The sequence below is a fragment of the Aminobacter sp. P4_H6_2 genome (genome assembly GCF_056400805.1).
In genome coordinates, this window is sequence record NZ_JBFUKO010000286.1 from 1 (window position 1) to 6,891 (window position 6,891).

Annotated in this window: 6 protein-coding genes; all 6 read right to left on the reverse strand. The window is 60.5% G+C overall.

Going from position 1 to position 6,891, the window contains the following annotated elements:
- Window positions 1-1,129: hypothetical protein (locus AC1DUU_RS19185; protein ID WP_476784993.1), on the reverse strand; the 1,129-nt coding region annotated here is incomplete at its 3' end.
- An 18-nt stretch (window positions 1,130-1,147) separates the two neighbouring features.
- On the reverse strand, window positions 1,148-2,560 hold the full coding sequence (locus AC1DUU_RS19190; protein ID WP_476784998.1) for an aspartate aminotransferase family protein: 1,413 nt from the start codon (window positions 2,558-2,560) through the stop codon (window positions 1,148-1,150).
- Between the two features lie 71 nt (window positions 2,561-2,631).
- Window positions 2,632-3,639: an NAD-dependent epimerase/dehydratase family protein gene (locus tag AC1DUU_RS19195; RefSeq protein WP_476784994.1), complete on the reverse strand. Its 1,008-nt coding sequence runs from the start codon at window positions 3,637-3,639 to the stop codon at window positions 2,632-2,634.
- The gene (locus AC1DUU_RS19200) at window positions 3,636-4,070 is read right to left on the reverse strand and encodes an EamA family transporter (RefSeq protein WP_476784995.1); all 435 of its coding nucleotides are present in this window, start codon (window positions 4,068-4,070) and stop codon (window positions 3,636-3,638) included. Before AC1DUU_RS19200 ends, AC1DUU_RS19195 begins: the two co-directional genes overlap by 4 nt.
- A 106-nt stretch (window positions 4,071-4,176) precedes the next feature.
- Complete coding sequence (locus AC1DUU_RS19205; RefSeq protein WP_476784996.1) at window positions 4,177-5,529, reverse strand: FAD-binding oxidoreductase; 1,353 nt, start codon at window positions 5,527-5,529, stop codon at window positions 4,177-4,179.
- A gap of 2 nt (window positions 5,530-5,531) precedes the next feature.
- On the reverse strand, window positions 5,532-6,891 hold a 1,360-nt coding region (locus tag AC1DUU_RS19210; protein ID WP_476784997.1), incomplete at its 5' end, for a UbiA family prenyltransferase.

The following is a 6,891-nucleotide window of genomic DNA, read 5'->3' on the forward strand; positions in this document are numbered from 1 at the left end:
GGATGTAGGGGAAGTAGACGCGGCTCTCTGGCAGCGGGAAGACCACGAACTTGCCGCCGATGCACAGGATCTGTGCGGCCAAAAGCACGGCGACGACGCCATGCCTCGGCACCTTGCCGGCCCGCAGCAGTGCCAGCCAGCCAAGAACCAGCAGCGCAAACAGCGTCAGCCATTCGTGAAAGCGGAACGAACTGGTGAAGCCACGGACGAGCCCGCGGAGGTAGGAGACCACAAAATAGTCCGGATGAAAGCCACGCATGTCGTTCTGAATTTCGACATTGGTGAAGTAGTAGTGCGCCCACCAACCGGGATGCTGGCCCGCCGCCGAGATTGGGCCATAGACAGCACCTGCCAGCACAAAGGCGACAAGGGCTGGCAGCACGCGCCCCCTAAACAAGACAGCCGCGAGCAAGAGCGCAAACAAAAAGATGATCATGTCGGGTCGGGCCAGATAGCCAGCCAGCAGGATCGGCACCGCCCACCAGTCTCTGCCTATGCGGATGAGATAGGCCGCAAGCACGAACAGCGCGGTGCCGAGCAGGTCCGGCATGGCCAGCTGTGCCATGGACAAAAAACTGCCCAAAAGCATGATCGGCCCCAGCACGAGCGCCGACTGCAACATTTTTTCGCGCCGCATCCACAGCATCATGACGGCGCCGATGATCAAGACGGACACCGCGTTGATGATCTGCGTGGTTTCGACATAACCGACGCTCGGCCCAAAGGTCTTGATCAGCCACGTGTAGCCAATCTTGACCCGGTAAAAGACGAGCTGCGACTGGAAAAACTCGGGATTGGCGTATTGAGCGATGTTGTAAGCGTTGGCCGTGGTCAACTGGCGAAACTGGTCCTCCGTCGCACCCGCCTTCATGATGCCCCAGACTTTTTCGTGCAACTGCACCGAATCCGCGACCTGATCTTCCATGGCGATTGCCAGGTATGGCGCCATGTCCCAATTGTATTCGGGATGCAGGAACGGAACCGCAGCCACAAGCAAGATGAACAGCGCAAACACGGTGGCCGACAGGCTGGTCACCAGACGTTTCGTCCAGTAGGTCGAAAAAAGCGTTGACGCGATATCGACCAGACGGCCGGGCATCCGGGTTGAATTGATGTCTGTGGCGCTCATGATCTGCCCCCTTCTTGTCTACTTGACCTGGCTCTTCACGAAGTCCTTGACGATCGAAACGATGCCTCTGCCAAGCAGGCTGTCGAGCGCAGCAACCAGCACGTCGACATCGGCACGGCTGCAAGTCAGTGGCGGCAGCAGCCGGACAACGTTGCGGTTGTATTCGGTGAATGCGACCAGCACGTTGTAGTCGCGCAGCAAAAGGGCGCCGACAAAGCCGGAGAGCGACCCCTTGAGCTTGTCGTCGAGCACGCTGACCACCGGCCGCAGCACCATCGGCAAGGTCTGCGAGAAGTCGTGGAACTCGAGGCCGACCATCAAGCCCTGGCCGCGCACGTCCTTGATGATCTTGGGATATTTCGCCTTCAGCTCTTCCAGCCGCTCCAGCAGATAAGCGCCTGTCGTGGCAGCGTTTTCGATCAGCCCCTCGTCATAGAGCACGTTGAGCGTTTCGATGGCGGTGATGCAGCCTTCGCCGATACCGCCGAAAGTCGCCATGGCGTGGATCATCGCCGTCTTGGGCGTGCCATAGGCCTTCATATAGACGTCGCGGCGTGCGATCATCGCTGCCATCGCAGCTTTGCCACCACCCAGCGACTTGGCGACAGCGGTGATATCAGGCACCACATTGTAGTGCTCGAAAGCGTAGAAACGGCCCGAACGGCCAACGCCGCACTGCACTTCGTCGGCAACCCAGATCACACTGTATTTGTCGCAAAGGGCGCGAAGCTTCTGCCAGTATTCTGCCTGCGCCGTGATGATGCCACCACCGCCCTGGATGGTTTCAAGCACGATGGCACCGATCGCTGGATCGGAACGGAATGCGGCCTCGACCGCATCGATGTCGCCGAAGGGCACACGCACGGTGTTGTCTGTGAGCTTGAACTCACCGCGATACAGCGCACCGTCGGTGACCGAGAGCACGCCCTTGGTCTTACCGTGGAACGAATTCTCGGCGTAGACGATCTTGGGGCGCGCCGGACCCGCTGCACGCTCGGCGAGCTTGACTGCCGCCTCCATCGCTTCCGAGCCGGACGAGCCGAAAAACACCATGTCGAGATCGCCGGGCGAAATCTGCGCCAGATTGTAGGCCAGCGCCGACGCATATTGCGACATGAAGGCGATGCCGATCTCGTGGCGCTTCTCCTCCTGGAACTTCTTGCGTGCCTCAAGCACGCGCGGGTGGTTGTGGCCGAGGGCCAGCGAACCGAAACCGCCGAAGAAATCGAGAATCTTGCGGCCGTTCTGGTCGATGTAGTGCATGCCTTCGGCACGCTCGATCTTGATCTTGTGGAAGCCAAGCAGCTTCATGAAATGCAGCTGGCCGGGGTTGAGATGCGCCTTGAACAGGTCGGTCATCTTGGCGACATCGAGCGCCTTGGCCTGCTCGACCGACATCAGGTTCGGCTTGGCGAGCTTTGCCGAAGTCATTGCCGGAGCAACCGCGACAGCATGCGAATGAGCCGTATCCGGCTTGGTGACAAGCGTCATGTTCAAATCCTCTATTCGGCCGGGGCGTGCTGGGTGGACGCGGCGACACCGTCCTTCTTGGCGCGATATTCCTTGTAGGCGGCGATAAGCATGTCCTCGTCGCGGTATTTCGGCACCCAGCCGAGCTGGCGCTCGCCCTTGGAAACGTCGAGCACGCACTCCTCGTCGGCGATCAGATATTGCTCGGGGTCCATGATCGGCATGTTCATCATGTCGAGCAGGTCGAGCGTACGCTTCACCGCCCAGCCCGGCGTCGGCAGCAGGATCGACTTCGAACCGGCATGCTTGACCAGATCGCCGAGCAGCTTGCGCACCGGCGGCGRGTTGAGCGAACCGAGATTGTAGGCCTCATTCGGCACGCCAGCCTTCCATGCGAGGCGCGCGGCTTCCGCGCAATCGAACACCGAGATGAATTGGTAGGGGTTCTTACCCGAACCGATCATCGGCACGGGAAGGTTCCAGTCGATCAGCTTGAACAGCTTTTCCAGGATGCCGAGACGGCCGGGGCCGATGATCAGGCGCGGACGAAACAGCGAAATGTTCATGCCGCGCGTCCGCCATTCGGCGGCCAGTTCCTCAGTCTTCTGCTTCGACCAGCCATATTCGCCAAGCGGCGCCACCGGGTGCTCTTCGGTCATCGGCTGGGTCACCGTGTGGCCGTAGATCATGTCGGTGGTGTAGTGCACCAGCTTGGGTGCCGCGGCATGATCCATCGCCTTGATGATGTTTTCGGTGCCGAAATAATTGACCGGGAAAAAGAAGTCGTGGCGCTTGGCCCGCACCTGCAGCGGCGACAGCATCTTGGCCGACAGATTATAGACCATGTCGTCGGCCTTGATGCCGACGGCTGCGATCGACGTCGGATCGGTCACGTCGCAATGGACGAAGCGCACGTTGTGGTAATGCGCGAGATCGCTTTTGACGATGTCAGCAACGACAACCTCTTCGCCGTCGGCGATCAATTTGGGCGCAAGATGACGACCGACGAAGCCGTCGCCTCCGAAAATGATGTGTCTCATCGCAAAAGCTCGCTTGTCTTGGTGGGTTCGATGGAGGCCGCAGCGACAACCTCGCCATGGTCGCGGCCGCTCTGGGCGATCAGCACGGTGCCAAAGCAAATGAAGGCGATACCGGCGATACGCCAGGCGTTCAGGTCCTCATGGAAGACGAAATAGGCGAACACCGCGACCGCCACATAGGCGAGGCTAAGGAACGGATAGGCAAAGCTGAGCTCGACCTTGGACAGCACATAAAGATGCGATGCCATCGAAATGACGAAGGTTAGCAATCCGGCAAAGACCCAAGGGCTGAAGACGATCTGCAAGATCTTGATCAGCGGATTGGTGCCCTCAAAAGAAAGCGGACCAAGCGACATCATGCCATGCTTGAGCATCAATTGGGCTGCCGCATTGGTCATCACTGTGAAAAGGATGAAGAGAATATATTTCATTGCTTTGTCCGTCCTTCGCACAAACTAGCGAAAAGCCACGAATATTCCGTGAAGCTTTCCCGGCAATTTTAAATTTTCTCGCATTTCTCTAACAATCGCAGGCAATCTACTCGGCCGCCTGCGCCGCCTCGCCGTTGCGCCCGCCAAGCCTGCCTGCGGTGCGCGCCCAAAAATCCGACATGAAGGCAGGGTCACGCGCAGCCTCCAGCCGCCGCCAATCCGGAAAGGAGGCAGCAAAGGTCTCGGCAGACATGCGCGCGTCCTTGTAGGGATTGACCGCGCCGCCAGCTCCCACCGTGATCGCGTCAAGCTCGGCGAGCAGCTTCAGGGTGCGTTGGCCGTGGTTGGGAAAATCGAGCGTCAGCGTATAGCCCGGCCGGGCAAACGACGTCAGCGCCGGCGAGCCCCGGGTGCCAAAGCGCTTGAGCACTGTCAGGAACGAACCCTGCCCGGCCCTTCGCGCTGCTGCCAGCAATGCCGGAATGGTATCGCGGGCCGCCTCTTCAGGGACCACGCTCTGGTGCTGGAAAAGCCCATTTGGGCCGTAAAGCCGGTTCCAGTCGGCAACGCCGTCAAGGGGAAAGAAGAATTTCTGGTAGCTGGCCTGGCTTTCGGTACGGCGACCGCGCCGCCAGCCATATGCGGCGTTGAAGAGCTTCAGGAACGGGCGGTTGAGCAAGGTCAGCGGTGGCTGGAACGGCACTGACAATTTGGCCACGCCGCGCTCTGCCGTGCGCGCACCATAAGTCGCATGATTACCGGCGAGCAGCAGGCCGCGCCCGGCATGTCTACCGCCGGCAAGTTGGTCGATCCAGGCGACCGCATATTCGTTGTCGCGGTCGGCCGCCTCGGCCAGATCGAAGTATTCTGCGAGATTGCGGAACGGCTTTACCGTCTCGGCGATGTCGAGCGACGGTACCCGCATCAGCCGGATGGCAGCGGACAGGATGATGCCCGTCAGCCCCATGCCGCCAATCGTTGCCCAAAACAGCCGGGCATTCTCGCTCGGCGAACAGACATAGGTTCGGCCATCAGACCGCAACAGCGTCAGCCGCTCGACATGGCAGCCAAAACTGCCGCGACGATGATGGTTCTTGCCATGCACGTCATTGGCGATGGCGCCGCCGAGCGTGACGAACTGCGTACCGGGCACCACGGCGGGGAAAAAACCGTGCGGCGCACCGTAAGCGATGATGTCCGCGAGCAGCATGCCCGCTTCAGCCTCGATCAGCCCGGTCTCCGCGTTGAAGGAAAGCACTCGCTTGCGCGGCCGCATGTCGACGATAGCTCCAGCGCTGTTCTGACAGCTGTCGCCATAGCTGCGGCCATTGCCATAGGCGAGCAATGAGGATGCCTGTGCCGATCCGCTGGCCAGGAGCTTCATCGCCTCGGCGATGTCGACCACCTGGYGCGCGCCTGGATTGGCGCGGCCGAAACTCTGGTAATTGGGCGCGCCCATCCTCACAATCCCGCCACCACAAGCAGCATCGCCCCGAGGAGAACCACGATCTGGCTGCGCCAGTCGCGGATGATGAAGACCACCGGGTCGTCATGCAGTTCGTCGCGGCGGGCGAGAATCCAGATGCGCATGGTGAGGTAAAGCACGATCGGCGCTAGCGGCCACACCAGCCATGGGTGCTCGTAAAGCTCGCGCACCGCACTGCTATCGATGTAGAGCGCCAACACCAGTGCTGACGAAAAGGCCGAGGCCATGCCGGCCTGGGCGACGATCTCCTGGTCCTCGATGCGGTAGCCGCGCCCAGCAATACGCTCGCCTACGCTGAGGCTCGATGTGCGCAATTCGACATAGCGCTTCACCAGCGCCAGCGAGAGGAAGAAGAAGATCGAGAAAGCGAGCAGCCAGAACGACACGTCGACGCCAGTCGCCGCAGCACCAGCAAGGATACGCAAGGTGTAGAGCCCTGCTAGCGCCAGCACGTCGATCAGCAGCATGCGCTTCACCGCCACCGAATAGGCGGTGGTAGCGACAAGATAGACAAGCAGCACGGCGATAAACTCGATCGTCGTAAAGGCTGCCGCCACCAAACTGATGACAAGCAGGATCGCCACCGATGCGAGCCCGAACGGGATCGACAGCTTTCCACTGGCGAATGGCCTTTCGCGTTTGGTCGGGTGCGCCCGGTCCAGCGTCAGATCAAAGAAGTCGTTGACGATATAGATTGCCGAAGCAGCTGCGCTGAAGGACACAAAAGCTAGCACCGCCGGCACCAGCATATCCAAATTGAAATATTTGTGCGCCAGCACAAGYGGCACGGCGATCAGCACATTCTTGAGCCACTGGTGCACGCGCAGCATTTTGAGGATGGTGCGCCAACTTGGCTTTTGCGCAGCAATCAGCTCGCAGCTGTGGCTGACCTGCCAGCGCGCGGCTGCACGGTCGGGTGCAACGACAATCGCGTCACGCGCGGCGTCAAACACCTTGAGATCGTGGCGACTGTTGCCGGCATAGTCGAAGCCGCCGTCGCCATAAGCGTCCACGAGCGCCTTGCGCTTGCGTTCCGCCGTCAAGTTTTCGGCGCCATCGCTGGCAAGCACAGCGTCAAACAACCCCAGGTGCCGGGCGATGGCCTCGGCGAATTTACGCGGCGTGCCGGTCGCAAGAACGATTTTGCGGCCATGCGCCTGCTCTTCGCGGAGCCGCTCCAGTATCTCCGGCCGGTAAGGCAGCGTCGCCGGATCGATATCGACTGCCGCAGCAATCGCCTGCTTGAGCCGTGCCGGGCCCTTCAACAGCCAAAACGGCACCAGGAAGATGTTGAGCGGGTTCTTCTTGAGAAGCGCGAACAGGCCCTCCCAAAGC